This is a genomic window from Streptomyces sp. NPDC048257, assembly GCF_043201855.1.
Lineage (GTDB): Bacteria > Actinomycetota > Actinomycetes > Streptomycetales > Streptomycetaceae > Streptomyces.
Window position 1 is genome coordinate 280,293 of record NZ_JBICZI010000003.1, and the last position, 26,383, is coordinate 306,675.

A 26,383-nucleotide genomic window follows, 5' to 3' on the forward strand; every position below is an offset into this window, starting at 1 on the left:
GTGCCGTCTACTGCACCACCCTGACCAGCACCAGGCTCGTGTCGTCGTCCGTGTCCCCCCGCACCTCGGCGAGCAGCCGGTCTGCCATGTCGTCGAGGTCGGCGCGCGCATGGCTCTCCACGGCCCGCGTCAGGCGCGCCACTCCCTCGTCCAGCGAGGTGTGGCGCCGCTCGACGAGACCGTCGGTGTAGAAGACCAGCAGGTCACCGGTGCGCAGCGGGGTCACCGTCTCGGTGTACGTGACCGAGCGCACCGCGCCCAGCAGGAGGTCCCGGGGCGTGTCCAGCAACACGGCCCGGCCTTCCCTGAGCAGGATCAGCGGCAGGTGTCCGGCGCTGGACCACCGCAGCACCCGGTCCTGCGGCTCGTAGTGCGCGCAGACCGCGGTCGCCGTGGACCGGCGGGGGTCGGCGGACGCGACCGCGTTGAGCCATTCCATCAGCTGCCCGGGCGGGGCTCCGGTGAAGGCGAGGCCGCGCAGGGCGTTGCGCAGGGCCACCATGGCGGTCGCCGCCCCGACCCCGTGTCCCGCGATGTCCCCGGCCGCCAGCATCACCCGGTCGCCGGGCAACGGCAGCACCTCGTACCAGTCACCGCCCACGCGGTAGTCCTCGGAGGCGGGCCGGTAGCGCGCGGTGACCAGGAGCCCCGGGAGCCGGACGGAGGCCGGTACCTCGGGCAGGATGGCCTGCTGGAGCTGGAGGACGAACCGGTGGCGCAGCGCGGCCTGCGCCTGCACGGCGGTGAGCCGGTCGTAGGTGGCCCCGAGGGCCAGCTCGGTCCTGTGCTGGGCGGAGACGTCCTGGAAGACGCCGGTCACGGCGACGGTGACCGCCCCTTTCAGGAGCGGCTCCGCACTGATCCGGACGTGACGCATCCCGCCGTCGTCCCGGATGATCCGGGCCAGGGTGTGCGCGCCTTCCTGACGCACCGTCAAGGTTTCGAGGAGTGCGACCAGTTGCCCCTTGTCGTCCCGGTGGGTCCGGGACATCAGGTCGCGCAGCGGGACGCCCGGAGAACCCCGCTCGATTCCGAAGATCGAGTATGCCCGCGCGCTCCACCGCGAGACCCCGCTGACGAGGTCGTCCTCGAACAGCGCCAAGTGGTCCAGCCTGCCCAGCACCCCGGGCAGCAGCAGTCCGGGGTCGTCCGAGGTGTGCCAGAGGACCACGGCGCGCCCCGGCCCGAGCGGCAGCGCCCGTACGTCGACCAGCGCTCCGGCGCCCTTGCCCGTGAGGCGGTCCACCCGGCGCGGTGCGGCCGTCGCCCGGGCCTCGTCGATCAGGCGCACCAGGTCGATGGAGTGCGCGGGCAGCACCTCGGCGAGGGAGCGGCCGGCCGCCCGCGGCACACCGGCGAGCTGCCGCGCGGCCGCCGTGTTGGCGTGGGCGATGCGCCAGTCGGCGCCGGACGGCCCCTCGGTGCGGGTGAGGGCGAGCGCCGCGTCGGTGAGGCAGTCCAGCAGGACCCGGAGCGTGAGCGGGCTGTCGAAACCGTCCGGATCCGGCACGGCGTCCAGGACCCGCACCGCACTGTCGGCGACCGCCTCCACGGCCTTGCGCAGGGGCGGGTCGAAGGCCACCGGTCCCGGCCAGGCGGCCAGGAGGACACCGACGACCGTGCCCTGGTCCCACAGCGGCAGAACGGCCCGCCCCGCCTCGGGCACGGCGCCGGGCAACGGCTGGCCGTCCGGCGGGCCGTGGGGCAGCCAGCCGGGCTCACCGGCTTCCGCCGCGCTGCGCAGGGCGCCGGCCAGGTGGGCGGGCAGCCATTGCCAGTGCGCGGACTGCAAGGTGTTGCCGCCCGCGTGCGCGACCAGGTCCAGGCAGTCGGTCGCGGTTCGCCGCCACAGCCACACGGCGTGTGCGCCGAGGTGGCTCAGACCGCCCGCCAGCAGCGCTTCGGCCGCCTGTCCCGCGGCCGGGGCAGCCCCGATGGCGGCATCGGTCCGTCGCAGACGGCGCGCCGCCGCCGGGTGGGCCTCGGCGGTGGCCGGACGGGACCCCGCCTCGTCACGGGATCCGGCGGCCGCGTTCACGATGTCCGCGGCGACATCGGGCGCGCTCACGCCCGTACTCGCGGCCAGCCGGCTCAGGTGGTCCGCCGCGGCGGAGGGCGGTGCGGACAGCTGGGCGACGAGGATCCCGGTCGCGAGGTCGAGCAGATGGCGATCGGCGCGCTCGGCCCGGAGTTCGGCGATCTCGTCGGTCAGCGCCCTGACGGCCCGGTACAGCCCGCTGGGGTCGGGGGACGGCGGGGTGGCCGGTCCGTCGGCGGGCTCGTCCATGTCGACTCCGGTAGGCCGCGGGAGGGCACCGACCGCACAGGAAAAGGTGCGAATCGAGTCTACTCGGGCAGGTCCCGCGACGCGGGTCAGGAAGGCCTTGCGAAGGGGCTGCGGTCGAGGTGGGCGAGCAGGTCGGCGGGGTCCCCGTACACGGCGCGGGCTCCGGCCTCCTCCAGGTCGTGCCGCGCAATGCCGCCGCAGAGCAGCCCGACGGCGGCGACCTCCGCACGGACGGCGGCTTTCATGTCCCAGACGCTGTCGCCGACGAACACGGCGTCGTGCGCCTGCGCTCCGGCAAGGTCGAGGGCGTGGTGCACCGGGTCGGGCGCCGGTTTCCCGTCGCTCACGTCGTCGGAGCTCGCGGTGGCGGTGATGGCGTCGTCGGCGTCGATCGCCTTCCTCAGCGCCTCCAGTTCGACGCTGCTCGCGGAGGTGACGAGGACGACGCGCCATCCCTGTTCGTCGAGCGCGCGCAGCAGGTCGGCGGCGGAGTCGAGCCTCGCCAGCCGGTCGAAGTACGTGCCGTACAGGGTGTCGTGAGCGGCGCTCAGCGTGTCGTCCTCGCTCTTGTCGCGCCGGTCGCCGAGCAGATGCGCGATCAGGTCCTCTCCCGGCAGACCGAGGGCGCGGTGGATGGAGTGCATCGGCACCGTGTGTCCGGCCTGCCGCAGCGCCTCCCACCAGCAGGTGACGTGCAGGTGATTGGTGTCGGTGAGCGTCCCGTCGACGTCGAACAGCGCGGCGCGGTGCATGGATCAGCCTCCTGGCTCGGCCCCCCAGGGGGGTTCCTTCTCACACTCGGGGTTTTCGCGCCCCTCCCCCGGGCAAAAGCCGAGTGCCGCCCTGCGGGACGACCGCAGGGCGGACCATCAGGCCGGCACCCGGGCGCGGCGGTCAGCCGCCGAACTCCTTCAGGAAGGCCGCGCAGAAGGCGTCCAGGTCGTCCGGCTTTCGGCTGGTGACCAGTGTCGCCGGCTTCGCGTGGCAGACGTGCACCTCCTCGTCCACCCAGGTGCCGCCCGCGTTGCGGATGTCGGTCGCCAGGCTGGGCCAGGAGGTCAGTGTCCGCCCGCGTACGGCGTCGGCCTCCACCAGCAGCCAGGGTGCGTGGCAGATCGCGGCCACGGGCTTGGCCGACTCGAAGAAGCCCTGGGTGAAGGCGACGGCCGTCTCGTTCATCCGCAGCGCGTCGGGATTGGCGACCCCGCCGGGCAGGACGAGGGCGTCGAAGCTTTCGGCCGTGTGGCTCCCGAGAACCCGGTCGACGGGATACGTGCCCGCCTTGTCCAGATGGTTGAAGGCCTGGATCCGGCCCGGCTCCGTGGAGACCAGTTGCGGGTTCCAGCCGGCTCCGAGCACGGCTTTCCAGGGTTCGGTGAGTTCGATCTCCTCGACACCTTCGGGCGCCACCAGAAACGCGACTCGCACAGTGCTCACGTCCTTCCGTGATTCAGCCGTTCAGCCGATCGGCCCTTGGGCCGTCCGGCCCTTCCGTCAGTCCGCAGTCAGGCAGTCAGTCAGGCGGCTCCGGTACCGGCGGCGGCGTGCCGGGGCCGGGGCTCGGGGGCGCAGGAGCCGGCGGCTCCCCTCCCGGTTCGGGCGGATGGGGGTCGCGCGGCACCGGGTCGGGCGACGTGGGCGTGGGCCCCGGCCCCTCGGGCTCCGGCTCGGTGGTCGATTCCATGCGGCTCACTGTTCTTTCCTCCTGCGGTGGCGGTACCCCCTGCGCCTCCCCGGCATCGGCACGGTCATGCATTCCCCGCGGCGGCCCCCCGTACCGCCGACCGACCCGACCTGCCGCTTCGGGGCCGATTTGGGGGTATATGTGGTGTATGACCGCCATCGAGCCGCGCAGTGGTCCCGCAGCGGCGCTCGCCATAGCCACCGGCCGACCGATCGTGTCGACGATGGGAGTCGAGGAGGAGTTCCTCCTGGTCGACCGATTGACCAGAGCGCCGGTGGCGCGCGCGGGCCCGGTGATCGAGGCGGCCACGCCCGCGCTCGGAGAACTGGTGCAGGCGGAGTTCTACCGCTGCATGGTCGAGGTCTGCACCCGGCCCACGACCACCGCCACCGACCTGCGGACGCAGCTCACCTTCCTCCGGGCCGCCGTCGCCGAGGCGGCCCGCTCCGCACAGTGCCTGCTCATCGCCTCCGGCACCCCTCCGGTGCCGCCGACGGCTCCGATCCCGGTGACCGACACACCGCGTTACCGCCGCATGGCCCGGCATTTCGGCGCCCTCGTCGACGGCAGACTGGGCGTCGTCTGCGGCTGCCACATCCACGTGGGCACCGCCGACCGCGCGCAGGCCCTGTTCCTGGCCAACCGCGTACGCCCCTGGCTCCCCGCCCTGCAGGCCCTTGCCGTGAACTCGCCGTTCTCCGGTGGACTGGACACCGGCTACGCGAGCTGGCGGGCCCTGGAATTCGGCCGCTGGCCCACCGCGGGTCCCACCCCGCTGCTGGATGCGGTCTCGTACGAGGAGACCGCAGAGGCCCTGGTGGCCTCCGGCACCCTCCTGGACCGCCGGATGATCTACTGGTTCGCGCGGCCGTCCGAGCACCAGCCGACCATCGAGTTCCGCGTCACGGACAGCAACGCCGACCTGGACACGACCGTCCTGGTCGCACTGCTCCTGCGCGGCCTGTGCGCGACGTTCCTCGGGCAGGCCGAGGAGGGGCGACCGCCGCCCGACGTGTCCGTCGCGCGGCTGCGCGAGGCACACCGGTACGCCGCCCAGTACGGCCCCACGGGTTTCGCCCTCGATCCCTTCACCGGTGAGCAGGTACCCGCCCAGGCTCTGATCGGCGCCCTGATCAGGACGGCCGGGCCGGGGCTTCGGGCGGCGGGCGACGAGGCGGAGGTCCACCGCCTCCTCGGAGCCCTCCGCAGGAAGGGCTGCGGAGCGGCCCGCCAGCGTGCGGCCCTGCGCAGGACGGACCGGCTACGGGACGTGGTCGACCACCTGGCCGATCTGACCATCCATCCCTGAAGCCCGCGAGGCCCGCGAAGGCCCCCGGACGCGGCTACCCCGCGAGCGTGGTGCCCGCGTCCAGGCGCGCCAGCAGCCGGGTGCGGTGGAGCCGGGCTATGGGCGCAAGGAGATCCGGGTGGCGCATCAGGGCGGCCGCGCCACGGTCGCTCTCGCTCGGCCGGGTCAGGCGGTCGAAGGCGAGGGGGACGGCACCGCCGTGATCGGTCTCGGCCAGGGCCCGGGTCGCGGACGCGGCAAGGTGCGGATGGCTCAGCAGGCTCGCCGCCCAGCTGGCCACGATCTCGTCCACCCACGAGCGCCAGGCGCCGCCGCCGTCACCGTCGTCGTCGCCGTCGCCGTCGCCGTCGCCGTCGCCGGTCGGGGCGTGGCCGTCCGTACCGGTGATCCAGTCGAGCCGGTGCGATCCGCCGGGGCCCGTCAGCGCGACCAGCTGCGCGTCGAGCTCGGTCGGGTAACACAGCCACGCCGCGACCGTGACCGCCTGGCGGGCCTGGGCCTCGGCCAGACCGCGCTGGAGGGCGCCGCCGCCGGCAGGGTAGGCCCGGGTGAGCCAGTGCGCGGTCGCCGCTATCAGGGGCGAGAGGGAGAAGTCTGCGGACACGGCTGACCATCCGGACCAGTAGGCGAGGGAATCGGATCGCCACGGTAGCGAGCCAATCGAATGAAATGGAATGTTCTGCCCGAAAAGGTGGCCTTGGACACACGCATCACGACACGCGGGGAGGTTCATGAATCACGAACTTTCGCGCATATCCGGATTTCATGGACGCGGCCGAACAGCAGCTGAGCAAGCAGCGGGCGATGGGGCACGGCGGCGACGTCATCCAGGAGCTGACCACCGACCATCACGAGGTGGAGGAGCTCTTCGCCAAGATCCAGCGGGCGCCGCTCGGGGATCCCAGGCGGAAGGAGTACGCCGACCAGGTCACCATCGAGCTGGTCCGCCACTCGGTCGCCGAGGAGGCCTACCTGTATCCGGCGGTCCGCAAGCACGTGCCGGGCGGTGACGCGATGGCGGACCGGGAGCTGGAGGACCACTCCGCGGCCGAGCGCACGATGAAGGAGCTCGAGGGCTGCGCCGCCGACGACCCCCGCTTCGAGACCCTGATGAGCAGGCTCATGGCCGAGATCCGCGCGCACGTCGCCGACGAGGAGACGAACCTGTTCCCCCAGCTGCGCGCCCACTGCACGAACGAGACGCTCGGCGAGCTCGGCGACAAGGTGCGCACCGCCAAGCGGCTGGCGCCGACCCGCCCGCACCCCGCCGCTCCGAACACCCCTCCCGCGAACAAGCTGCTCGCGCCGGGCGTCGGCCTCGTCGACCGCCTCCGCGCCATGATGAGCGGCCGCGGCAAGGAGTCCTGAGCAGCCCCCGCCGCGGGCCCGCCTACTTCAGCCCGATCTCCTCGCAGGCCGCCCTCAGCCTGTCGGTGCAGATCTCGGCCACCGTGTAGACCCCGTCATCGACCACGGTCGATTTGACGTTGTTCCTGGTCAGCGCGACGCCGGGGACGAGCACGGACGGCACGCGCTTGGTGGTCGGGCTGTCGACGAGCTGGTTGATGAATCCGTCGATCTTCTGGCTTTTGGCGAGGGCGACGGCCATCTCCGCGGCGGCTGCGGCCTCGGGGGCGTACGGCTTGTACACCGTCATGTACTGCTCCCCCGCCACGACCCGCTGCACGCCGGCGATTTCGGCGTCCTGACCCGTTACCGGCGGCAGGGGGGTGACGCCGGCCGCCTTGAGGGCGGCGATGATGCCGCCGGCCATGCCGTCGTTGGCGGAGTAGACGCCCGCGATCTTCCCCTTGCCCAGCGCCGAGAGCGCGGCCGCCATGTTGCTGTTGGCGTTGTCCGGCTTCCAGTCGACGGTGTCGTACTCCTTGCCGACGTTCACCTTGCCGTCGAGGACGGAGTGCGCACCGGACTTGAAGGACTTGGCGTTCGGGTCGATGACCGAGCCGTTCATCATGACGATCTGGCCGTCCTTGGCCTTGTCGCCCAGTGCGTCCAGCAGCGCCTTGCCCTGCACCCTGCCGATGTCCTCGTTGTCGAAGGAGGTGTAGGCGTCGATCGGGCCCTCGGCCAGACGGTCGTAGGCGATGACCGGAATACCGGCGTCCTTGGCCCGCTTGACCGCGCCCGCGATCGCCTTGGAGTCCACCGCATCGATGAGCAGGACATTCACCTTGCTGGTGATCATCGCGTCGACCTGGGTGTTCTGGGCGTTGGCGTCCTGCTTGGCATTGGCATAAACCACTTTGCCCTTACCGCGGGTGAGCTTGGCGACTTCCTTCTCTATCAGCGGCTTGTCGAACTTCTCGTAACGCGCGGTCTGGTCTTCGGGAAGCAGGAGACCGACCTTGATCGCGTCATCCTCCACGCCGCCCGGTCTTCCGTCGCCGTCTTCCCCTGCGCCGCAAGCGGCCAGCGAAACGGTGATCGCGGAAGCGGCGACCGCCACAGCGGCACGACCGAGATATGCGTTCACGATGTAAACCTCCCTGACGAGGCCGTGTCCTTGCGGCCGAGGTAGGGGCAGTCAACTCGGCACTGACACCCTCGTCAAGAAGTGAATTATTAACGTGATGGCAACGTTGCCATCACAGTCCGCATTCGCCGGTTCGGGCTTTTCAGGGCCAATCGGCATCATTGCATTGACGGCAACGATTCAACTTATGAATCGAAGGTTCACCCGCTGGACACGGGACGGACCCTCACGCGCGAAGAGGGCTCCTGATGGCCGCCGCTCGCGATCATGCGTACGTCGCCCTGGTCGCTGATCTCCGCCTGCACGATCCCGGTGTCGTCGGCGTAGATCGGGTGGCCGCCGGGGCCGGTCCGGTCGGTGCGGTGCACGAGAACCGATTCCTCGGCGCCCGGTACCGCGAGGTCAGGGCCGACGAATACCAGTTCGTACCTGCTGTCCCGTCCCATTCCGGCCTCCACTAGTACGCAAATGCCCCCTGGGTACCATTATCGGGCAGACCCGGTCGACCGCCCGCGCGGAGCCGGGCCGATTCCGGGCCGCGCCGCGGAGGAGGGCTTGACCGCCCGGACGATGGCGGAGTGCATGCCGTCGGCGACGGCGTGGGTGGGGGTGATCTCGATGCCGGTGAATCCAGCGGCCTCCAGACCGCGCCGGTATTCGGCGAAGGAGAGCGCACCGGCGATGCAGCCGGCGTAGTCGCCGCGTTCGGCCCGCTGTTCGGAGGTGAGCGTGTCCTCGGCGAGGACGTCGGAGATGCCGACGCGGCCACCGGGGACCAGGACGCGGTAGGTCTCGGCGAACACCGCGGGCTTGTCGACGGAGAGGTTGATCACGCAGTTGGAGATCACGACGTCGATCGTGGCCGCCGGCAGCGGGATGGACTCGATGGTTCCCTTGAGGAACTCGACGTTCGTGGCGCCGGCCCTCCTTCGGTTCGCAAGAGCCAGGGCGAGCATCTCCTCGGTCATGTCCAGGCCGTACGCCTTCCCGGTGGGGCCGACCCGCCGGGCGGAGAGGAGGACGTCGATCCCGCCCCCGGAGCCGAGGTCCAGGACGCGCTCACCTTCATGGAGGTCGGCCACGGCGGTCGGGTTGCCGCAGCCGAGGGAGGCGGCGACGGCCTCGGCGGGCAGTCCGTCGCGTTCGGCGGCGGGATAGAGGGTGGATCCGAAGTTGTCGTCGACCTCGACGGCCTGCGGACCGCAGCACCCGACGCCGCCTTCGGTGACCTGCACCGCTGCGGCGGCATAGCGCCGGCGGACCGTCTCGCGGAGGTCGTCGTCCTGGTCGTTGCTCTGCTCGCTCACGCTCTGCTCGTTCATGACGTGCACTCCCAAATGCCGGGGCCTGGCGGGACCGACCCGGACCGCTTGTATTGACGTTCTTCGAATCAGCTTGCACCCTGGATCGAAAAACGTCAACATAGAAGCATGTCGAAACAAGAGTTCGTGGTGCTCGGCCAGGACGCGGATGCATCCTGCTGCCAGGGACTGGCGGCCGCGCCGCTGGCCGAGGAACAGGCCGCCGACCTGGCCAGAGTGTTCAAGGCCCTGGGTGACCCTGTGCGACTGAGGCTGCTGTCGATGATCGCCTCGCGGGACGGGGGCGAGATCTGCGTGTGTGAACTGACCCCGGCCTTCGACCTGTCCCAGCCGACGATCTCCCACCACCTCAAGCTGCTGCGGCAGGCCGGTCTCGTCGACTGCGAACGCCGCGGGACCTGGGTCTACTACTGGGCACTGCCCGCCGCACTGGAGCGGCTGGCGGCGGTCCTGCGGGTACCGCAGGCCGAGGGAGCGACCGCGTGACCGTGTCCGCCCCGCTGGGACGCCGAGTTGCCGCCGAGGCGCTCGGAACGGCTGGCCTGGTCGCGGTCGTGGTCGGGTCCGGGATCCAGGCCACCGGGTTGTCGCAGGACGCCGGCGTCCAGCTGCTGGCGAACTCGCTCGCCACCGTGTTCGGGCTGGGCGTGCTGATCGCCGTCCTGGGGCCGGTCTCCGGCGCTCACTTCAATCCCGTGGTCACCCTGGCGGTCTGGTTCACCGGCCGCCGCTCCGGCAAGGGGCCCGGCCTGCGTGAGGTCGCGGCGTACGTGCCCGCGCAGATCGCCGGCGCGATCGGCGGCTGCGTACTGGCGAACGCGATGTTCGGCGAGCCGCTGCTGGTCTTCTCCGGCCACGAACGCTCGGGCTCCCACCTGTGGCTCGGCGAGATCGTGGCGACGGCCGGGCTCATCCTGGTGATCTTCGGGCTGACCCGGGGCGGCCGGACGGAACTGGCTCCGGTGGTGGTGACGGCGTTCGTCGGCGCCGCGTACTGGTTCACCTCGTCCACCTCGTTCGCGAACCCCGCGGTCACCATCGGCCGGGCCTTCAGCGACTCCTTCGCGGGGATAGACCCGGGCTCCGTGCCCGCGTTCGTCTCCGCCCAGCTCGTCGGCGGCGCCCTGGGGCTGGGAGCGGTGGCGCTGGTCTTCGCCCGCCCGACCTCGGCGACCGGTGAACCTGAACCCACCTTTCCGCGTGCCGCTGTTCCCGCCCCGTGAACCAGGAGAGTCCTGCCGTGCATGCGTCCCCCTCGCGCCCGTCCGTACTGTTCGTCTGCGTCCACAACGCCGGCCGGTCGCAGATGGCAGCCGCCTTCCTCGCCCGCCTCGGCCGGAGCCGTGTGGAGGTCCGCTCGGCCGGATCGACACCGGCCGATGCCGTGAATCCGGCCGTCGTCGAGGCGATGGCGGAGGCCGGGATCGACGTCTCCGCCGAAACCCCGAAGATCCTGACCACCGACGCGGTCCGGACATCCGACGTCGTGATCACCATGGGGTGCGGGGACGCCTGTCCCGTCTTCCCCGGCAAGAGGTACCTCGACTGGAGGCTCGACGACCCCGCCGGACAGGGCGTCGAGGCGGTCCGGCCGATCCGCGACGAGATCGAAACCCGCGTCCGCCACCTGCTCGACGAGCTCCTTGATGCACCGGGCCGGGCCGATGCAGCTCGGTGATCACGCTCCGAGCGGCAGAACGCCAGAACCATTCGCGCGTGTACGTACGAAGAAACGGTGCAAGCAGTCACCCTGGGGATATACGTCCACTACAAGCGAGAGTCGCTGATACGTCCGTATTTCGCAACACGCCCCGAGTTAGTGGCTTTTGGTGGTGCTTGGAGGCCAGAGTGTGGCTCCTCGGCAGGACGCCGGGACCGCTGTCTGTTGAAGGGGTCATCTTCATGTCTGCTTCTCTCGCCACCCGCCGGGCCGTCGCCGCGTTCCTGGCCGCAGGCGCCCTGGTCGGCGCCGCCGCCCTGCCGGCCGCCGCCGACGACCACAGGCGCGACCACCGGGCCCCGTCCTCGATCGTCATCAGCGCCGTCCAGTACGCCAGCCCCGTCCGCGGTGAGCGCGCCGACCGCGCGCTGAACCGCGAATGGGTCGAGGTGAAGAACACCGGCCGCAAGGGCGTCAACCTGCGCGGCTTCACCCTCACCGACCGGCAGGGCAACCGCTACCGCTTCGCCGACTTCCGTCTGGACGGCCGGTCCAGCGTCAAGGTCCACACCGGCCAGGGCCGCGACACCCGCCGCGACGTCTACCAGGACCGGCGTCACCAGATCTGGGACGAGCGCGACACCGCCACCCTGCGCGACAACCGCGGCAACGTCCTCGACACCGACTCCTGGGACGGCCGTCGGCACCACCGCAACGGCTGATCCGGCCGGCAGCCGTGCCCGCACCCCGTGCACGTCGGGGGTGCGGGCACGCCCGTATGTGTGCAACGCCTCCCGATATTGGGCGGCGACTGTCAGAGGTGGGTGGCAGGATCGACGGCGGTGATCCAACCACCTACAGGGGGCAGGCATGGGGAGCACGACGTTCGAGTGGCCACGCGGTGCGGAGGCCGAGGACACGGCCGCGCTGGAACTGTGGCTCGCGGTGCACGGCTGGGAGGTCGACCCGACGGTGTTCATGGCCGGCGGACTCGGCCCGGCGGTGCAGGTGCAGCGGATCGGCGGGGCGTGCCGGGACGGGGAGCCCGGGCTGCTGATCCTGCCGGGTGAGACGGTGGAGTACGCGCAGGACCGGATGCGGATAGCTCCCCGGGCGGCCGTTCCGGCCGGCTGCGGCTGACCGTTCCTCAGGGGTCGAGCAGCCGCCATGCGGTGAGGGCGAGGGAGGCGCGGGTCAGGCCGGTGGGTTCGGTGATGTCGATGGCCAGAACCTTCGCGATCTGGTCGAGGCGCCGTGCGACGCTGCTGTGGTGCAGGTGCAGGAGGTCGGCTGCCCGGCGCAGGGAGCCCGTGGCGCAGTAGGTGGCCAGGGTCTCCAGGTCCTCGGGATTGCCGGCGGCGATGCGGGCGACGGCGGCGACATCGGCATTGTCGCGCACCGCGTCCTGGGACACCTCGGCGAGCAGCGCCAACGCCCCCAACTCATGGTGATGGACCACTGGTTGACGTGCGGTGGTGAAGCGGAGGGCGGTGCGGGCCTGTTGCCAGGATCGGGCCGGGCTGCCGGCGGCGCCGATGCCCGCGCGTACGTCGGCCGTGATCCCGGCGGGGTCGACGGTGGTCGCCAGGATGACGCCCACACCGGCGAGGGATGCCGCCTTGACGGGGCGGGCGGGGCAGAGCAGGGAGCCGATCCGGTCGAGCGGGACGCCGGAGCAGCGCACGGCGACGGCGTGGACCGGCAGGTCTGCGGTGAACCCCAGCAGGCGCAGCGCCCGGGCACAGGCCGCCTCGTCGCTGTCGGGACTGATCGCCAGTTCGACGAGGGCGGGGTCGGCCATGGTGGTGCGGGCCGGGCCGTATCGCTCGACGGCCGCCGCGGCGGCGATGACGAGCCGGTCGAGGAGGACGTCGTCGAGCGGGTTCGGCGGGCCGGGGCGTTCCAGCCATACGGCGCCGATCTCCTCCTCGTCGAGCGTGATCGGCGTGGTGGTGGACGCAGGTCCCGGCGGTCCCGGGACGTGTCCTCCGTCGGGTGCGACGCGGATGGTCTGCCCCGTGCCGTGGAGCCGGATCCCGGCCACGCACTCCGCGAGGCCCGCCGAGGAGCGGGCGAGCGCGGGAAGGTCCACCCGCCGGCGCATCAGCGTGTCGTAGAAGGCGATGATGCGGATCGCGCCGTCGACGTGGGAATCCAGTCCTGACAGCCGTACGGCCAGTGCCTCCATGTCAGGAGCATAGGGCGCCCGGGCAGGGAGCCGGAGCGCCGGTCGGCGCGCGATCCGTGGGCGATCCCCGACGGTTGGCGGATGATCCCGGGGCGGGTGGCCTGGCCGCTGCGCCCGTGTCGACGGACGCTCGCCGCCGTAGTGGATGCGGTGCGGCCCACGCCGGCGCCCGGCCGCTGCCGTAGGCCACGAGCCGGCCGCCGGGCCGGGTGTCAGTGGTATGGGTCACAGTGGAGGGGATGCCGATCTCTCCGCCGGACGAGGTGATCCCGTGAGATACGCGATCCAGGCCGAGGGCCTGGCCAAGCGGTTCAAGGAGACCCGCGCGCTGAACGGCGTGGACCTGGAGGTTCCCGCGGGTACGGTGCTCGGCCTGCTCGGGCCCAACGGCGCGGGCAAGACGACCGCCGTCCGTATCTTCGCCACGTTGCTGCGCCCCGACGAGGGGCGGGCCGAGGTGGGCGGGCACGACGTCGTGCGGGAGGCGGGGCTGGTCCGCTCGCTCATCGGGCTCACCGGTCAGTATGCCGCCGTGGACGAGAACATGACCGGCACGGAGAACCTGCTGATGATCGGGCGGCTGCTCGGCATGTCGCGCGGTGAGGCCCGGGCCCGCTCCGCCGAGCTCCTGGACCGTTTTCACCTGAGTGACGCGGCGGGGCGGGCCGTGAAGACCTATTCGGGCGGCATGAGGCGGCGCCTCGACCTCGCGGCCAGCCTCACCGGGCGGCCGCAGATCCTCTTCCTGGACGAGCCGACCACGGGGCTCGATCCGCACAGCCGCGGTGAGGTGTGGGACATGCTGCGCGTTCTGGTGGCGGAGGGCATGACCACCCTGCTGACCACGCAGTACCTGGACGAGGCGGACCGGCTCGCCGACGGCATCGTGGTGATCGACAACGGGCGGGTGATCGCCGGCGGCACGCCGGACGAGCTGAAGGCCCAGGTCGGCGGTCAGGTACTGCACCTGCGTCCGGTCCGGCCGGCCGATCTCGGCGCGGCGCACGCCCTGGTCCTTGAGGAGGCCGGGCCACAGGCCAAGACCGAGGGCGACGGGATCATCGCCCCGGTCAACGACCCGGCGCTCATGCCCCGTGTCGTACGCCGGCTCGACCAGTCGGGTATCGCCGTTGGGGAGCTCACGCTCCGTCGCTCGTCCCTCGACGAGGTGTTCATCGCCCTGACCGGCCACCGCGCCGAGCCGGGCGCCGACCGTCGGGCCGGCGAGGCCGACGCCGCTGGTGACGCCGCCGGTGACGCCCCTGGTGAGGCCGGCGCCGACGACGACGGCCGGTACGCGCAGGCACGGAGGCCGTCATGACCGGCGCGGCCCTCACGGACAGCCTGGGCCGCGGCGGCAGGGTGCGGCCGCCGGCGGCACTGCGGCAGACCGCCACCATGGCCTGGCGCAGCCTGGTCTCGGTGAAGCACAATCCGCTGGAGCTCGTCGACTACAGCATCACGCCGATCATGTTCGTGTTCCTGTTCACCTACGTCTTCGGCGGGCAGATGGCGGGCTCCCCACAGCAGTACCTCCAGTACGCGCTGGCGGGGATCATCGTTCAGAACACACTGTTCATGAGCATGTATACCGCCATGTCGCTGAACACCGACCTGACCAAGGGCGTGTTCGACCGGCTTCGCAGCCTGCCTATCGCCCGTTCGGCGCCGTTGTTCGGGCGGATCGTGGCCGACCTGGCCAAACAGCTGTGGGCGATGCTCCTGATGATCGCGCTGGGTCTCGTACTGGGCTTCGAGATAACCGGCGGTCCGGCGGGCTTCGCCGGGGCGACCGTGCTGCTGCTGACGTTCGCCGCGGCCGTGTCGTGGACTGCGGTGCTGATCGGGATGGTGGCCGGTGACGCGGAGAAGGTGCAGGTTTTCGCCTTCACCTTCATCTTCCCCCTCACCTTCACGAGCAGCGGTTCGTCGAGGTCGACACCATGCCCGGGTGGCTCCAGGCATGGGTCGAAGTCAACCCCGTGACCCATCTGTCGGACGCGTTCCGCGGGCTGCTGCTCGGCACTCCGGCGGGCGCGGCCATCCTGTGGTCGCTGCTCTGGGCGGTGGGCATCACGGCGGTCTTCATGCCCCTGGCGATGCGCGCCTACCGCTCGGAGAGCCACTGAGTCACCGAGCCCGGGCTCCAGGCCTCCTGGGCTCCCAAGGCCCCACGGGCCCCGGCCTCCTGGCCTTCCCGGATCAGTAGGTGACGACGATCCGGCGTGCCGGGCCGTCCACCCGGATGCGGCCTCCGACGGGGACGACGAGTTGGGGGTCGGTGTGGCCCAGGTCGACGTCGAACACCACCATGGTGTCGGGGGCGTACTGCCGGAGGGCGCGCAGGACGGCCTCGCGCTGCTGCAGGCGGAAGTGCGCCCTGTCCCGGGCTCCGAGCGGCTTTTCGAAGGACCAGCTCTTCGCCCTGCCCATGAGCAGGGCGGGGAACTGCTGGAGCAGCCCGCGTTCGCCCATGTTCCGAAGGATCCGGTAGACCTCTTCGGCGCGCGGCATCTCCTCGGAGGTCTCCAGGAACAGCACGTTCCCGGCGTAGGCGTCGACCGGTCGCACCGCGCGATCGACCATCAGCATCCAGGAGATGATCTCCAGGTTGCCGCCCCAGCCGATGCCTTCGACCACGCGGTCGCCGTTGTGCCAGGACCAGCCGTCGGCGGGTTCCATGAGCGGCTCGGACGCGAAGGTCCGCGGGTCCTCCCAGGGGCTGTTGACGTCCCTTGAGGTGCGTGCCGCGGTGAGTTCGTACTCGCCGGAAGTGAACAACGCGGCCCGCAGGGATGCGGCGGTCGACGGGTGCATCGCGCCCGGCCGTCCGAGCTCGACCATGACCGATCCGCCGTGGTAGCCGACGATGCCCAGGTTCCGCAGGAACAGCAGCAGGTTGGTGTTGTCGCTGTAGCCGAAGAACGGCTTGGGGTTGGCTCGCAGGAGATCACGGTCGAGGTGGGGAAGGACGGTGATCTGGTCGTCGCCGCCGATGGTGGCGATCACCGCCGTGATGCCGGGGTCCGCGAAGGCCGCGTGGATGTCCGCGGCCCGCGCCTCGGGCGTCGCACCCATCGTCCGGGTCGTCGGGTATTCCACCGGCTTCAGTCCGAAGTCGTCCCGGAGCCTGCGCAGCCCCAACTCGTACGGCAGCGGGAACAGGCCGGGGAGGCCGGACGAGGGCGACAGTACCGCCACCAGGTCTCCGGGGCGGGGCTTCGCGGGATAGCGGGGATCCTTCATCCGATGATCATAGAACTTGGCGGACATCGGCAGTTCGGGCCCGTTCGGGACGCGCCCGTATGGCAATCATTCATGCCTATGATCTCGAATCGAATGCAAAATCGGGACAAATCCCACTGTGTCCTGTCCTGATCGGCCCATCGCGTCGGAGAAAACTGGTCCGCCGTCAGAACCATGACGTAACCGACCGAGAACAGGACCCCGACCACTGATCTGACTGTTACCTGCCAATCGATCGCGGAGGTGTCACGATGCCCTGCTTCAGGACCGACTTCCGAAGGGCCCCCAAGGGCCTTCCCCCCACGCGCTGTTGCCCCCGAGCACGCGCCGCCCTCTCCCTGCTGCTCCTCACGGCCGCCGCTCTGACCGGCCCCGCAGCCCCGGCGCACGCCGCCGCACCGTATGGCGCCAAAGCCGTCGCGGTGGCCGCCTCCAAACAGGGCTCGCCGTATGCCTACGGCGCTACCGGCCCCAAACGCTTCGACTGCTCCGGCCTCACCCTCTACGCGTTCAAGAAGGCCGGCAAACGGCTCCCACGCACCGCGGAGCAGCAGTACGAGCACACCCGCCACATCCCCGAGGCCGATCGCGCGGCCGGGGACCTGGTCTTCTTCCCCAGCGGCGCGACCATGACCCACGTCGGGATCTACGCCGGCGACGACCGGATCTGGCACGCCCCACGCCCCGGCACCCGCGTGCGTCTGGAGCGGATCTGGAGCTCGGCAGTCCGCTACGGACGCGCCACCTGATCCGGTGCCCGGCCGTTCCGGCCCCGGTGGCCCTGGTCTCCCGCCGCTGCCGCGGCCGGACCGGGGCCCGCGGGCAGCCTGCGTACGGCCCACACGCTCGGGGCCAGCAGCAGCACCAGGGTCGCCACGGTCATCAGTACGGCGCTCCACAGGAGGACGGCCTCCGTACCGAGGGAGGCCGCGGCGGCGCCCACGACCAGGTAGCCCAGCGGGACGGACATGAGCTCACCGGCCGAGCTGAAGGAGCTGACCCGCCCGAGCACCTCGGACGGCAGGTGTTCCTGTACGGCGGTGCTCCAGCACACGATCGCGATGTCGAGGCCGATGCCCGCCATGAGGGTCGCCCCGGCCAGCACGGCGAGCGGGGCGCCCCAGGCGAGCGCGAGGAGGGGCAGTGCGAGAGGCACGTTGGCGCATACGCACACGACCATGATCCGGGACGGCTTCCACTTGAGGGAGACGATTCCGCCCAGGAACAGGCCGGCCGCGAATGCCCCCTGGACGATGCCCCACGAGGCAGCACCCAGATGGCTGTTCCTGGCCATCACGGGACCGAGGAGCTGATAGCCGCCGAGCCAGAGGGCGACGACCACGGTTCCGGACAGCACATAGGACCAGACCCAGAAGAGACGGGAGAACTCCTTCCAGCCGTCCTTGAAGTCGCGGAAGACTGAGGCGGCGGTCCGGGCGGGTCCGGAAACGTCGAGACGACTGCAGAGGAGGGCCGCGAGCGCGAAACTGGCGGCGTCCCAGCCCAGGGTCAACTCCGGGCCGATGAGCGCGACGAGGGCGCCGCCGACCGCCGGCGCGAGAATGCGGATCATGTTGCCGGGCAACCGCATCAGCGCGTTGGCCTGCTGCAGCTCGCCGGGATCGACGAGCTGCGGCAGCAGGCTGTTCATGGCGGGCTGGGTCAGCGCCGACGCACAGCCCGCCAGTGCGGCGAACAGGGCGATCCGCCCCGTGGTGGCCGTTCCCGACACCACGAGGAGGGCGACGCAGCCCTGGGTGACGGCCGGCACCAAGTTGCCGATCACGATGACCCGTTGGCGGGAGAACCGGTCCGCGATCACCCCTCCGACGAGGAGGAGGACGAGCTGCGGGGCGGTGTTGCTGGCGAGGACGATCGCCAGGGACGCCGGGCTGCTGTCGAATCCGAACACGGCGAAGGCCAGGGCCACCGGCGCCATCGCCGTACCGCTCATCGAGATGAGACGTGCCAGAAGAAACAGCCTGAACGGCCTGTGCCGCAGCGTGGAGAGGGATTCCTGTCGAGCCATTCGACGGAGGTTATCCCGCCGCCACTGCCGGCAACGGAGCCGGTGGGGTGACCCGTTGCCACCTCGCCGAAGCCGGCCCCCGACTGCGTACGGTGACACCTTCGGGTGATCGCCGTGCGCACACCCTTCCCAACCGCCTCCTGCGGACTGAGTCTTGACCCTCGCCATCACTCACGGAGGCGCATCCGATGACCAGCAAGGACAGTGAAAAACAAGCAGACGAGGAAATCGACTTCGCGTGGGAGGGCGACAGTCGGTGGGAGGCCGCGCAGTACATCACGCTGCGCCACATGGCCCGGCGCCTCCCGCACCTGATGAGGCGCTCCCTGTCGATCGCGTGGCGCGTCGACCGGGCGTCGGTGACCGGGCTGCTGGCCTGTCAGGTAGTCTCCGGCATCGCGGCGGCCCTGGGCCTGTTCGCGACCACCTCGACGATCACCGCGCTCATCTCCTCCGGGAACATCACCGACCGGCTGTGGCAGGCGTGGCCCTCCGTCGCGGTACTCGCCGCGGCGGCCGGGGTCCGGGCCACCCTCTACATCGCCGTCACATGGCTGACCTCCCGCATCGCACCGCTGCTCCAGCAGGAGTACGAGCTGATGCTGCTCGACGCGGCCACCGGCAGCGAACTCGCCGCCTACGACAGCCCCGGCTTCAAGGACCGGTGGGACAACGCCGAACGCGGCGCCGTCGTCTCCAAGGACATCATCGAAGAGGGCCAGGACCTCCTCGCCGCCCTCGCCTCGCTCCTCGCCGGTGCCGTCGTCCTCGGAACACTCCACCCCCTGCTCCTGCCGTTCCTGGTCCTCGCCAGCCTCCCCCAGGGCATCGCGCAGGTGCACAGTGCCCGGGTCACCTACATCGCCGCCGTCAAGATGACCGGCCACGGCCGCATGATCGGCGTCCTGCGCTGGCACCTCGCCGGCCGCCACTCCGCCGACCAGATCCGCGCCGGCACCATGGCCCCCTTCCTCCTCGGCAAATACCGGCACCTCACCCACCGGGTCACCGCCGTCCACCGCGAGGCCGTCAGCGAAGGCGCCCGCATGGCCTTCCTCGGCGCCCTCGGCGGCGGCGTGGCCTCCGCGATCGTCTGGGGCGTCCTGGTCGCCCTCCTCGCCACCGGCCACCTCACCGTCGCCGCCGCCGGAACCGCCGTGCTCGCCCTGCGCACCGTCACCGGCTCCGTCCAGGGCGTCGTCCGCAATGCCGCCATGATCTTCCGTACCGGCATGTACATGGACGACTGGTCGAAGTTCCTGGAGGAAACGGGCGGCTACCGCCTCGCCGCCGGCGCCGTCACTCCCGGCACCCCGAGGGAGATCCGCACCGAGAACCTCGTGTACCGCTACGAAGGCGCCGACCGGAACGCCCTCGACGGGATCGACTTCAGCGTCCGCACCGGCGAGATCGTCGCTCTGGTCGGTGAGAACGGATCCGGCAAGAGCACCCTCTCCAAGCTCCTCACCCGCCTCCACCTCCCCACCTCGGGCACCGTCACCTGGGACGGCCACCCCACCACCGCGCTCGACCCCCACGCCGCCTGGAAGCACGTCTCCCTCGTACCGCAGGAGTTCTCGTGCTGGCCGATGACCGCCCGCGACAACATCACCCTCGGCCAGCCCCACAGCGACGACGAGAAGGACATCTGGGAAGCCGCCGCCGCGGCCGGTGCCGACGAGGTCGTCAGAGAACTCCGCGCCGGCCTCTCCACCCTGCTGGCCCGCGAGTGGCTCAACGGCGCCGAGCTCTCCGGCGGCCAGTGGCAGCGCGTCGCCCTCGCCCGGGCCTTCTACCGCCCCGCCGCGCTCCTCGTCCTCGATGAGCCCACGTCCGCTCTCGACCCGCGCGCCGAGCACCGCATCTTCACCAACCTGCGCCGGGTGGCCCGCGACCGTGCCGTGGTCCTGGTCACCCACCGCCTCGCCAACGTCGCCGTCGCGGACCGTATCGTCGTCCTCGACCACGGTCGCGTCGTCCAGGAGGGCACCTTCGAGGAACTGTCCAGGACCGACGGACTCTTCCGTGAACTTCTCGAACTGCAGAACGACCGCACCGTCCCCGGCCAGCGCACCGCGAAGGAGGCCCCCGCATGACCCCCACCCACATCCGCAACTCCGCCAAGGCCGTCATCCTCCACGAGGGCAGCGTGCTCCTGACCCGCAACATCTGGGACGGAAGGGAAGGCCACTTCCTCCCCGGAGGGGGCCAGGAACCGGGCGAGCTGCTGCCGGACACCGTTCGCCGCGAGGTGCGGGAGGAGACCGGCCTGACCGTGAACGTCGGCCCGCTGCTGTGGGTCCTGGAAGCGTGGATCCGCGACCGCGAGCCGGTGGCGAAGAACTACCACCGCGTCGAGATCGTGTTCCTGTGCACCGTGGACGGCAGTCCCGAACTCGTCGGAGGGACCGAGCAGGACACGGGTCAGATCGGTCTCGAATGGGTACCCCTCGACAAGGCCACGGCCCTCGAGACCCTCGCGCCCCGCTACCGCAACAACCTCGCCGCCCTCGGCGCCGGGGGCATCCCCACCGCGACCTACCTGGACTGGTAGTTCACCACCACCCGGCCAACCGAGGTGACCTGTCCCACGGTGTGGGGGCCGGCCCTTCCGGCAGGCCCGGCTCGGTCCCGTTCCCAGCGGGATGCACCACGTGGGGCGGTGCGCGAATATCCTCGGCCGGACGCAGGTGGTGCCGGGTCACTTGCGGACGGCGGGGTGGGAAACCGGGTGTGCGAGGCAGAGAAGGAGCGGGAGATGGATTCGGCGGAGCGCCGCGCCTCCGACGACCAAATGACCGGGGTGCAAGGGTGGGACCCGGTGGCGGCGCTGCCGGACGGTGAGCCAGAGCGGAGTTTCCACGGACAGTGGCAGTACCGTTCGCCGCTGAACGTGCCCGGGCCGTTCTACACGGCCGGCGCGGACGGCGGCTGGACCGGTCGCAGGTACGCACCCCGGCACCTGCTCTACGCCGACCGGTTGGAAGGCTACGGCGAGTTCGTGTACCGGCAGCCGAAGACCCCCGATGAGGTACACGCTCTCGCGCGGGCCGCGGCCGAGGACCTGCCGGCCGCGTACGCCTGTGACGGCGACCAGCACTGGACGCCCGCTGCCGTGCGGCAGTGGTGGCACGCCAGACGAGTGGTCGAGGAGTACATCGCGACCATGCTCGTGGAGTGGGAGGGGAGCATGCAGGAGGACGAGCGCGACGCGGGCGAGGGCCTGCGGGAGTACGAGGCCTACCTGGCCGGGGAGTTGGCCGACGACCTGCGGGCGTACGTCTTCCGGCTGGAGCACGGCCGTTATCCGGGTGGCGGGGACGTGGTGCCGGAGCTGTGAGAGCACGGAGAGGGGTGGCCGGATGTGCTCTGACATCCGGCCACCCCTCACCGACGGCCGGTGGGTCAGAGGGACTCGCCGGGGCTCAGGTACCGGTAGCCGTGGTCGGTTTCCTCGGTGAGCCAGCCGTTGACACTGCCGAGGCCGCGGCCGTTGATCTGGGCGTCGTGGATGGCGAACGCCCGTTGCGGCCTGACCGCCTTGACGAAGTCGATCGCCTCCACCGTTTTCAGCCACGACCCCTGCACCGGAACCAGGAGCGTCTCGATCTCCTGCTCGGGCACGTGCAGCGAGTCACCCGGGTGGTAGACCGCGTCCTCGATGACGTAGCCGAGGTTCGCGCAGTCGGGCTGGCCGCCGTAAATGAACGCGTGGCGGCCGCCGACCGCCCGTATCCGGAAGCCGGCGGCCGTGAACTCGGTACCGGAGGACACCCCGTTGACCTCCAGCCGTGGGATGTCGGCCTCTGCGGGAGCGTAGACCGGCACGCCGAGCCCGGCCAGGCGCAGCACGTCGACGTGGTCGGCGTGCTCATGGGTCACCAGGACGGCGTCCGCGCCGGCCAGGGCCGCCGGTTCGCTCCAGGTCCCGGGGTCGATGACCAGTACGCGGCCACCGTGCTCGATCCGGACACATGCGTGGGTGTATTTCGTGATCCGCATGACCTCGGACCGTACCCTGCGGTGCCGGGCCGCGGCCCGGCTATTCGCCGGTCGTGCCGTCGATCGCCTCGCGCAGCAGGTCCGCGTGCCCGTTGTGGCGGGCGTACTCCTCGATCATGTGGGTCAGGATGTAGTGCAGCGAGTACGGCTGGTCGCCGAAGTACCCCTTCACGTCAAGGGACTCGGCGGCGTCAACGATGGCCCGTGACCGCTCGCACGCCTCCTCCCAGATCCTGAACGAGCCGGCCACGTCAGCGTCCTCGACATGGAACTCCGTCCACTCCCCCGCCTCGTTCTTCGGGAAGTGGCCGCGCACGTCCTCACCGCCCAGGACGTTGCGAAACCACCCGCGCTCGACCTCCGCGAGGTGACGCACCAGCCCCAGCAGGCTCAGCCCGGACGGGGCCACCGCCCGCATCCGCAGCTGGTCCTCGGTCAGGCCCGCGCATTTCATCATCAGGGTGTCGCGCTGCCACTGCAGGACGCTGGTCAGGGTGGCGCGCTCGTCGCCCGCCAGGACGGGCCGGGTCCGCTGCTCATCGATCATCGGGTGATCATCACATCCGGCCCCGGTTCCGGCCCACCGCGTTTCCCGTGCCGATCAGCGCAGGGCACGGAAGAAGGCCCGGACGTCCTCCACCAGCAGCTCGGGAACCTCCATGGCCGGGAAGTGGCCACCCCGGTCGTACGAGGTCCAGCGCACGATGGTGTCGGTGCGCGCGGCGATGTGGCGCAGCGGGATGAAGTTGTCCCGGGGGAAGTCGGCCAGTGCGGTCGGGGTCTGCGACACCTCGGGCGGCCGGCCCGCGTACGCGGCGTGGGCCCGCTCGTAGTAGATGCGGGCCGCGCTGCCGGCCGTTCCGGTGAGCCAGTACAGCATCACGTTGGTCAGCATCTGGTCCCGGTCGACCGGGCAGGCGGGGTCGCTCCACTCGGTGAACTTCTCCCCGATCCAGGCGAGCAGTCCGACGGGTGAGTCGTTGAGCCCGTACGCGAGGGTCTGCGGCCGGGTCGACTGGATGTCGGCGTACCCCTGCCGCTCGCGCGCCCAGATCCGGTACCGCTCCCAGGACGCCAGCGTCCGTTCCCGTTCGGCGGGGGTCAGCGCGGCCAGCTCCTCCGGCCGGGGTTCGGTCGTGGCCCCGCCGCCGGGCAGCAGGTTCAGGTGCACCCCGATCACCCGGTCCGGCCGGATCCGTCCGAGTTCCCGCGAGATCGCGGCGCCCCAGTCGCCGCCCTGCACCCCGTACGACGGGTACCCCAGCCGTTCCATCAGGACGCCGAAAGCCCGGGCCACCCGCTTGAACTCCCAGCCCGGCTCGGTCGTGGGCCCCGACAGCCCGAAGCCGGGGATGCTCGGCAGCACCAGGTGGAAGGCGTCCGCCGGATCGCCGCCGTGCGCCCGAGGGTCCGTCAGCGGGCCCGCGACGCGCTGGAACTCCACCAGGGATCCCGGCCAGCCGTGGGTCATCAGCAGCGGCGTCGCGTCCGGCTCGGGCGAGCGGACGTGGGCGAAGTGCACCCGGGCACCGTCGATGACCGTGGTGAACTGCGGCCACTCGTTCAACCGGGCCTCGGCGGCCCGCCAGTCGTATTCCTGACGCCAGTACCCGACGAGCTCCCGCATCCGTTCGAGCGGCATCCCGTACGCCCACCCGACCCCGGGCAGCTGGTCGGGCCACCGCACCCGGGCCAGCCTCTCCTGCAGGTCGTCCAGCTCCCCCTGCCCCACATCGAGCCGAAACCCGGTCACCCGCTCGTCAAGATCACTCATCCCTGCATGCTAGACAGCCGTGGTGCGCCATGCCGGCTCCCGGCCGGCGAGCTCGTGCTCCCGGACTGCCGGGGAGAAGCAATCACACAAAGAGACACACACCTCCCCCAACCGCTCCTGCGCCGCCACAAAAAAGTACCTGTCGACTGGTTTCCTTTCGGGTTGCCCGACTAGATTGACGGCACACCGCAGCGAACACCGCTCGGGCAGCGGACCAGGGGGACGAGCGCACGTGGCGAGGGCCAGACAGGAGCGGGCGGAGATCACCCGCCGAGCCATACTCGACGGCGCGGCAACCGCCTTCGACCTCAGCGGCTTCGAGGGCACCAGCCTCAGCGACGTCGTCAAACACGCCGGAGTCACCAAAGGCGCCCTCTACTTCCACTTCCCGTCCAAGGAAGCACTCGCCCGCACCCTGATGGACGAGCAGTTCCAGGTGTCCGAGCACCTCCCCGCCATCGAGGACCCGGGGCTGCAGACGGTCATCGACCTCACCCACCGGATGGCGCACGGACTGCGCACCAACGTCCGTATCCGCGCCGGCATCCGCCTGGTCATCGAGTTCGGCTCCTTCACCCACCCCGACCCGACTCCCTACGACGCCTGGATCGACACCTGCCGCAGTTGCCTGACCCCCGCTCAGGAACGCGGCGACATACACCCGTCGCTCGACGTCCGGGCCCTCTCGACGCTGCTCGTCGGAGCCTTCACCGGCATCCAGGTCACCTCGCACGTCCGCACCCGCCGCGACGACCTGCCCGCCCGCGTCACCGACCTGTGGAACTTCCTCCTCCCCACGATCGTCCCCCCGCAGCGCCTCACCCGCTTCCACCCCACGGGCACGCCCGAGCCCGCCCCGACGACCCTCGCCCACTGACGCAGGGCGGCCTCGCACACGCCGTGGCGGACCACGGGGGTGCTCGCCACGGCGTGGCCGAGACCGCCCTGACCCGATCCGGCCGGCCGGGCCGTCGCGCCCGGCCGGCGGCCGGGCCGTCCGGTCACGGCTACCCGGCGGGGGCGAGCGAGCGACGTCCTCCATGAAGCTCAGCATCCGGGCGTTGACCAGGTCGGGTGGTCGATCTGCGGTCCGTGGCCGGTCGCGGCGACGATCTCGGCGCGGGCACCCGGTATCAGCCTCGGCACGCGTTCCAGCTGCCGCCGCGGGTGGACGCGAGCAGGCTGTCGAGTGGCGACGGGAGCCTGTGCTCCGGGGAGACGACTACCTGACCGCGCACGGCATCGACCCGTGGATCTCCTCAAGATCGACGCGGAGGGCGCCGAACTGGAAGTCCTTGAGGGATTCCAACAAGCCCTGCTCGACGGCAGGTGGCGGCCGTCCAGTTCGAGTACGGCTACGCCGCGACCATGCCGCGGCGCGTCGACTTCCGGCCCTACACGCTGTTCGACGAGAGGTTCTTCGGTCCGAATCTCCTCGCGGTGCACCACGCGAGACGGGACCTGATGACGCTGCTCAGCGGAGGGAAGCCCCCCGTCGCCGTACCCGCCCGCCAGCCGAAGCCCTCCCAGTCCGCGAGGACGCCTCATGTCGCCCCCGACGTCGATCAATGAACGTCGTCCACGCGGCGGCCAGTGGGCGGGCCGCGAAGAGGCCCTCCAGAATGTCCCAGTCGCACCGGTGCAGCAGCCGGTGCGTGCGATGGGGCACCGCGTGCCCTGCTTCCTCCGCGAGCGTCCACGTGTTCTTCCGCTCCAGCGGAGCTATCAGCCCCCGCATATACGCCAGCGCCGACTCCCGCAGCTCCGAACGGGCAAACCGGTGCACGAACCGCTCATGCACCTCACCCAGCCCCGCCGCCCACGCCCTCACATCACCACGTACCCCACCCATAACCAGCCCGACGACCCACCTGGCCACCAGTCACACCCAACACCGTTGCAGTACCAGCCGTTCTCGGATGGACGCCCCGGAGTGCACCGGCGATGCCGGCGGCTTAGCTTCGCAATGCCATGCCGCGGACCGTCCAGCCGCGGCGCGTCCAGGCGGTCGAAAGGAAACTCCATGGCAGTCGTGATGACCTTTTCCTGGCCCGAGATCACACCCGACGTGTACGACGCGGTGCGCCAGAAGGTGCGCTGGGAAGAGGACACACCGGACGGGTGCGTGATGCACGCCGCCTGGTTCGTCGACGGCGGCCTCAACGTGATGGACATCTGGGAGTCGGAGGACCACTTCAACCGGTTCATCGAGGCGAGGGTCGCCCCCGTACTCAAGGGCGAACTGGGCGTACAGAGCGACCCCGAGCCGAAGTTCTACCCCCTGCACCGGCGCTTCGTCGCCCCTGGCGTCAGCGGCGCCAGTTCCTGACGTACGCCTTCTGCGTCAGGGGCCGCGTCAGCGATCCCTCGCCGGCCTTCGCCCCGCAG

General features: G+C 70.9%; 30 protein-coding genes and 3 pseudogenes. 18 read left to right on the top strand and 15 right to left on the bottom strand.

Annotation, left to right across the window (positions count from 1 at the left end; all coding sequences use genetic code 11):
• Window positions 1-7: 7 nt before the first annotated feature.
• The 3 genes from ACGFZK_RS08840 to ACGFZK_RS08850 form a co-directional block, all read right to left on the bottom strand.
• The gene (locus ACGFZK_RS08840) at window positions 8-2,287 is read right to left on the bottom strand and encodes a SpoIIE family protein phosphatase (protein WP_393848152.1); all 2,280 of its coding nucleotides are present in this window, start codon (window positions 2,285-2,287) and stop codon (window positions 8-10) included.
• An 86-nt stretch (window positions 2,288-2,373) separates the two neighbouring features.
• On the bottom strand, window positions 2,374-3,039 hold the full coding sequence (locus tag ACGFZK_RS08845; RefSeq protein ID WP_393848153.1) for an HAD family hydrolase: 666 nt from the start codon (window positions 3,037-3,039) through the stop codon (window positions 2,374-2,376).
• Window positions 3,040-3,181: 142 nt separating this feature from the next.
• Complete coding sequence (locus tag ACGFZK_RS08850) at window positions 3,182-3,715, bottom strand: type 1 glutamine amidotransferase domain-containing protein (protein ID WP_393848492.1); 534 nt, start codon at window positions 3,713-3,715, stop codon at window positions 3,182-3,184.
• 404 nt (window positions 3,716-4,119) lie between these two features.
• Between ACGFZK_RS08850 and ACGFZK_RS08855 the strand changes: the two genes are divergently transcribed.
• Complete coding sequence (locus ACGFZK_RS08855; protein WP_393848154.1) at window positions 4,120-5,280, top strand: glutamate--cysteine ligase; 1,161 nt, start codon at window positions 4,120-4,122, stop codon at window positions 5,278-5,280.
• A 34-nt stretch (window positions 5,281-5,314) separates the two neighbouring features.
• On the opposite strand, the gene ACGFZK_RS08860 is transcribed toward ACGFZK_RS08855, so the two are convergent.
• The gene (locus ACGFZK_RS08860) at window positions 5,315-5,884 is read right to left on the bottom strand and encodes a hypothetical protein (RefSeq protein ID WP_393848155.1); all 570 of its coding nucleotides are present in this window, start codon (window positions 5,882-5,884) and stop codon (window positions 5,315-5,317) included.
• A 200-nt stretch (window positions 5,885-6,084) separates the two neighbouring features.
• Here ACGFZK_RS08860 and ACGFZK_RS08865 point away from each other — a divergent pair, with 200 nt between their 5' ends.
• Complete coding sequence (locus ACGFZK_RS08865) at window positions 6,085-6,648, top strand: hemerythrin domain-containing protein (RefSeq protein ID WP_393848493.1); 564 nt, start codon at window positions 6,085-6,087, stop codon at window positions 6,646-6,648.
• A gap of 22 nt (window positions 6,649-6,670) precedes the next feature.
• Here ACGFZK_RS08865 and ACGFZK_RS08870 read toward each other — a convergent pair whose 3' ends face one another.
• The 3 genes from ACGFZK_RS08870 to arsM form a co-directional block, all read right to left on the bottom strand.
• A complete protein-coding gene (locus tag ACGFZK_RS08870; RefSeq protein WP_393848156.1) occupies window positions 6,671-7,774 on the bottom strand; it encodes a substrate-binding domain-containing protein in 1,104 nt (367 codons plus the stop codon).
• Window positions 7,775-7,974: 200 nt separating this feature from the next.
• Entirely contained in the window at window positions 7,975-8,220 is a 246-nt protein-coding gene (locus ACGFZK_RS08875; RefSeq protein ID WP_393848157.1) for a DUF6296 family protein, read from the bottom strand.
• Window positions 8,221-8,259: 39 nt separating this feature from the next.
• On the bottom strand, window positions 8,260-9,096 hold the full coding sequence (arsM, locus tag ACGFZK_RS08880) for an arsenite methyltransferase (RefSeq protein WP_393848158.1): 837 nt from the start codon (window positions 9,094-9,096) through the stop codon (window positions 8,260-8,262).
• 108 nt (window positions 9,097-9,204) lie between these two features.
• Between arsM and ACGFZK_RS08885 the strand changes: the two genes are divergently transcribed.
• From ACGFZK_RS08885 to ACGFZK_RS08905, 5 genes are all read left to right on the top strand, one after another.
• A complete protein-coding gene (locus ACGFZK_RS08885; protein WP_393848159.1) occupies window positions 9,205-9,582 on the top strand; it encodes an ArsR/SmtB family transcription factor in 378 nt (125 codons plus the stop codon).
• 2 nt (window positions 9,583-9,584) lie between these two features.
• A complete protein-coding gene (locus ACGFZK_RS08890; RefSeq protein WP_393848494.1) occupies window positions 9,585-10,319 on the top strand; it encodes an aquaporin in 735 nt (244 codons plus the stop codon).
• A gap of 17 nt (window positions 10,320-10,336) precedes the next feature.
• Window positions 10,337-10,774: an arsenate reductase ArsC gene (locus ACGFZK_RS08895; protein ID WP_393848160.1), complete on the top strand. Its 438-nt coding sequence runs from the start codon at window positions 10,337-10,339 to the stop codon at window positions 10,772-10,774.
• 224 nt (window positions 10,775-10,998) lie between these two features.
• Window positions 10,999-11,478, top strand: a complete 480-nt coding sequence (locus ACGFZK_RS08900; RefSeq protein WP_393848161.1) for a lamin tail domain-containing protein — start codon at window positions 10,999-11,001, stop codon at window positions 11,476-11,478.
• Between the two features lie 148 nt (window positions 11,479-11,626).
• Window positions 11,627-11,896, top strand: a complete 270-nt coding sequence (locus ACGFZK_RS08905) for a hypothetical protein (RefSeq protein ID WP_393848162.1) — start codon at window positions 11,627-11,629, stop codon at window positions 11,894-11,896.
• A gap of 7 nt (window positions 11,897-11,903) precedes the next feature.
• Here the strand turns inward: ACGFZK_RS08905 and ACGFZK_RS08910 are convergent, their stop codons facing one another.
• A complete protein-coding gene (locus tag ACGFZK_RS08910) occupies window positions 11,904-12,944 on the bottom strand; it encodes a PucR family transcriptional regulator (protein WP_393848163.1) in 1,041 nt (346 codons plus the stop codon).
• Between the two features lie 271 nt (window positions 12,945-13,215).
• Here ACGFZK_RS08910 and ACGFZK_RS08915 point away from each other — a divergent pair, with 271 nt between their 5' ends.
• Genes ACGFZK_RS08915 through ACGFZK_RS08925 form a run of 3 tightly spaced genes read left to right on the top strand, consistent with a single transcriptional unit; the run spans window position 13,216 to window position 15,073 of the window.
• Complete coding sequence (locus ACGFZK_RS08915; protein WP_393848164.1) at window positions 13,216-14,265, top strand: ATP-binding cassette domain-containing protein; 1,050 nt, start codon at window positions 13,216-13,218, stop codon at window positions 14,263-14,265.
• Complete coding sequence (locus ACGFZK_RS08920; protein WP_393848165.1) at window positions 14,262-14,930, top strand: ABC transporter permease; 669 nt, start codon at window positions 14,262-14,264, stop codon at window positions 14,928-14,930. Before ACGFZK_RS08915 ends, ACGFZK_RS08920 begins: the two co-directional genes overlap by 4 nt.
• Window positions 14,927-15,073 carry a hypothetical protein gene (locus tag ACGFZK_RS08925; protein WP_393848166.1) on the top strand — a complete coding sequence of 49 codons (147 nt, stop codon included), beginning with the start codon at window positions 14,927-14,929 and terminating at the stop codon, window positions 15,071-15,073. The genes ACGFZK_RS08920 and ACGFZK_RS08925 overlap by 4 nt, the downstream gene beginning before the upstream one ends.
• Window positions 15,074-15,146: 73 nt before the next feature.
• Here ACGFZK_RS08925 and ACGFZK_RS08930 read toward each other — a convergent pair whose 3' ends face one another.
• Window positions 15,147-16,190, bottom strand: coding sequence for a S66 peptidase family protein (locus ACGFZK_RS08930; protein WP_393848167.1), 1,044 nt, complete (start codon window positions 16,188-16,190; stop codon window positions 15,147-15,149).
• A gap of 251 nt (window positions 16,191-16,441) precedes the next feature.
• Between ACGFZK_RS08930 and ACGFZK_RS08935 the strand changes: the two genes are divergently transcribed.
• A complete protein-coding gene (locus ACGFZK_RS08935) occupies window positions 16,442-16,939 on the top strand; it encodes a C40 family peptidase (protein WP_393848168.1) in 498 nt (165 codons plus the stop codon).
• On the opposite strand, the gene ACGFZK_RS08940 is transcribed toward ACGFZK_RS08935, so the two are convergent.
• Window positions 16,921-18,219, bottom strand: coding sequence for an MFS transporter (locus ACGFZK_RS08940; protein ID WP_393848169.1), 1,299 nt, complete (start codon window positions 18,217-18,219; stop codon window positions 16,921-16,923). The two genes, ACGFZK_RS08935 and ACGFZK_RS08940, sit on opposite strands and share 19 nt — an antisense overlap.
• 188 nt (window positions 18,220-18,407) lie before the next feature.
• Here ACGFZK_RS08940 and ACGFZK_RS08945 point away from each other — a divergent pair, with 188 nt between their 5' ends.
• The 3 genes from ACGFZK_RS08945 to ACGFZK_RS08955 all read left to right on the top strand — a co-directional run bounded on the left by ACGFZK_RS08945 (window position 18,408) and on the right by ACGFZK_RS08955 (window position 21,559).
• On the top strand, window positions 18,408-20,315 hold the full coding sequence (locus ACGFZK_RS08945; RefSeq protein WP_393848170.1) for an ABC transporter ATP-binding protein: 1,908 nt from the start codon (window positions 18,408-18,410) through the stop codon (window positions 20,313-20,315).
• On the top strand, window positions 20,312-20,773 hold the full coding sequence (locus ACGFZK_RS08950; RefSeq protein WP_393848171.1) for an NUDIX domain-containing protein: 462 nt from the start codon (window positions 20,312-20,314) through the stop codon (window positions 20,771-20,773). Before ACGFZK_RS08945 ends, ACGFZK_RS08950 begins: the two co-directional genes overlap by 4 nt.
• A gap of 204 nt (window positions 20,774-20,977) precedes the next feature.
• Window positions 20,978-21,559, top strand: coding sequence for a hypothetical protein (locus tag ACGFZK_RS08955; RefSeq protein ID WP_393848172.1), 582 nt, complete (start codon window positions 20,978-20,980; stop codon window positions 21,557-21,559).
• A 65-nt stretch (window positions 21,560-21,624) separates the two neighbouring features.
• On the opposite strand, the gene ACGFZK_RS08960 is transcribed toward ACGFZK_RS08955, so the two are convergent.
• The 3 genes from ACGFZK_RS08960 to ACGFZK_RS08970 are packed head-to-tail and all read right to left on the bottom strand — an operon-like array spanning window position 21,625 to window position 23,995.
• Window positions 21,625-22,221: an MBL fold metallo-hydrolase gene (locus tag ACGFZK_RS08960; RefSeq protein ID WP_393848173.1), complete on the bottom strand. Its 597-nt coding sequence runs from the start codon at window positions 22,219-22,221 to the stop codon at window positions 21,625-21,627.
• Window positions 22,222-22,261: 40 nt separating this feature from the next.
• Window positions 22,262-22,768 (bottom strand): DinB family protein, encoded by a 507-nt coding sequence (locus ACGFZK_RS08965; RefSeq protein WP_393848174.1) that lies wholly within the window; start codon window positions 22,766-22,768, stop codon window positions 22,262-22,264.
• 54 nt (window positions 22,769-22,822) lie between these two features.
• Window positions 22,823-23,995, bottom strand: a complete 1,173-nt coding sequence (locus ACGFZK_RS08970; protein WP_393848175.1) for an epoxide hydrolase family protein — start codon at window positions 23,993-23,995, stop codon at window positions 22,823-22,825.
• A 232-nt stretch (window positions 23,996-24,227) separates the two neighbouring features.
• Between ACGFZK_RS08970 and ACGFZK_RS08975 the strand changes: the two genes are divergently transcribed.
• A complete protein-coding gene (locus ACGFZK_RS08975) occupies window positions 24,228-24,872 on the top strand; it encodes a ScbR family autoregulator-binding transcription factor (RefSeq protein WP_393848176.1) in 645 nt (214 codons plus the stop codon).
• Between the two features lie 153 nt (window positions 24,873-25,025).
• On the opposite strand, the pseudogene ACGFZK_RS08980 reads toward ACGFZK_RS08975, so the two are convergent.
• A pseudogene (locus tag ACGFZK_RS08980) lies at window positions 25,026-25,168 on the bottom strand (alpha/beta fold hydrolase); the annotation flags it as partial.
• Window positions 25,169-25,244: 76 nt separating this feature from the next.
• Between ACGFZK_RS08980 and ACGFZK_RS08985 the strand changes: the two are divergent.
• Together ACGFZK_RS08985 and ACGFZK_RS08990 are read left to right on the top strand one after the other, a co-directional pair.
• Window positions 25,245-25,289, top strand: a pseudogene (locus ACGFZK_RS08985) (hypothetical protein); the annotation flags it as partial.
• Window positions 25,290-25,324: 35 nt separating this feature from the next.
• The gene (locus ACGFZK_RS08990) at window positions 25,325-25,567 is read left to right on the top strand and encodes a hypothetical protein (protein ID WP_393848508.1); all 243 of its coding nucleotides are present in this window, start codon (window positions 25,325-25,327) and stop codon (window positions 25,565-25,567) included.
• Between the two features lie 37 nt (window positions 25,568-25,604).
• On the opposite strand, the pseudogene ACGFZK_RS08995 reads toward ACGFZK_RS08990, so the two are convergent.
• A pseudogene (locus ACGFZK_RS08995) lies at window positions 25,605-25,847 on the bottom strand (IS701 family transposase); the annotation flags it as partial.
• 171 nt (window positions 25,848-26,018) lie between these two features.
• Here ACGFZK_RS08995 and ACGFZK_RS09000 point away from each other — a divergent pair.
• On the top strand, window positions 26,019-26,324 hold the full coding sequence (locus ACGFZK_RS09000) for a hypothetical protein (RefSeq protein ID WP_393848177.1): 306 nt from the start codon (window positions 26,019-26,021) through the stop codon (window positions 26,322-26,324).
• Window positions 26,325-26,383: the final 59 nt, after the last annotated feature.